Source organism: Bacillus norwichensis, from assembly GCF_014836955.1.
Lineage (GTDB): Bacteria > Bacillota > Bacilli > Bacillales > Bacillaceae_C > Siminovitchia > Siminovitchia norwichensis.
Genome location: NZ_JACSPV010000103.1, coordinates 1 through 1,201 on the forward strand (window position 1 = coordinate 1; position 1,201 = coordinate 1,201).

Annotated in this window: 1 protein-coding gene; it reads right to left on the reverse strand. The window is 44.0% G+C overall.

Features of this window, described 5'->3' with window-relative positions; genetic code table 11:
* Positions 1-25: 25 nt before the first annotated feature.
* Positions 26-1,135 (reverse strand): IS4 family transposase, encoded by a 1,110-nt coding sequence (locus H9631_RS22115; RefSeq protein WP_191816616.1) that lies wholly within the window; start codon positions 1,133-1,135, stop codon positions 26-28.
* Between the last annotated feature and the right edge of the window lie 66 nt (positions 1,136-1,201).

Genomic DNA, 1,201 nt, shown 5'->3' on the forward strand with positions numbered 1-1,201 from the left:
CAAATTAGACGACGACAACCAATAGCTAAGTTTTCTCTTCAAAACGCCGAATCCATATGTATGCGGGCTTCCAAATGGTTGCCTTTAGCCATCGGCTGATCCGAAGCAGTGTTTTCTTGCTCTTCGTCTCCAGTTGAATGAGTACATGCAGGCAGTAGGTGATGAGTGCTAGGTAGATTTGATTTTGTATCGCGTTTTCGCTCAGACCATAAAAGTGCTTGATCTCCACATGTTGCTTGAGCCATTTGAAAAACAGCTCAATGGCCCAGCGAGAACGATAGATTTTACTTATTTCGTCGGCTTCCAGGTCGAACCGGTTGGTGATCAGCCGAAGGACATTTCCTTTGGTATCTACCACTTCCAACAGCCGAAAAAAGTTCTCCGCCCGGTTTTGAGTCGAGCCGATAATCACCATTTTGTCTGATAAGAGAGTGCTTCCCTCAGGCAGAGAGAAGGAGTCCACCTCACGGATGATGGCATTCTTCTTTAGTCTTGATACGAAGAAATAGCCTTCGTCCGTCATGCGGTCGAAGCGTTCGTAATCCACGTAGCCACGGTCAAATACATACATGGCTTCCTTGTCATCCACCAGGACTTCTAGTTGGTTTCTGTCATGTTCTTTGGCTACCGTAATGACTGCCTTTTCAGGATAGACTGTATCCTTATCCATGAAGACAAGCCGCAAATGAAGCTTGACGCCTGCTTTGGTCTTCCGGAATTTTGCCCATTTGTAATTCGTCAAATTAAGCGGAAGCGTGCTTGAATCAATGATTTTAAGTGGCAAATTCCTAGTGGTTGGGTGGCGGTATTCTTGAATCTTTCTCACAAGATCTAAAAACAGTGTTGAAAGGATGGCCGGATCCAAATCATTGTGTTTCCGGGAAAGCTGCGACGCACTGATGGAGTCAAATCCAAGTGCTATTTGGAGGTCTCCGTCCAGCAAAGTATCACTGATCGCATGCAGACTCTCCAACTCGTGTAGCTGGGCAAACAGTAAGAGCTTGATATACGCTTCTGTCGTCAGTTTCTTTGTGTAGTAATCCTGTTTAAGATATTTAACTTGTTCAGTAAGTTTTTTTGTATTTATGGGCAAAACCCATTTACCAAATGATGAAAGTAGTGTATTCTTGTCCATAGTTGTGATCCTTTACGTTGGATTTGGACAGGAACCACCTGACCTCTCCATTGTAAAGGATTTTTT

Coding starts and splice junctions, on each gene's coding strand:
- H9631_RS22115 (WP_191816616.1), bottom strand. CDS start 1,135: ATGGACAAGAATACACTACTTTCATCATTTGGTAAATGGGTTTTGCCC.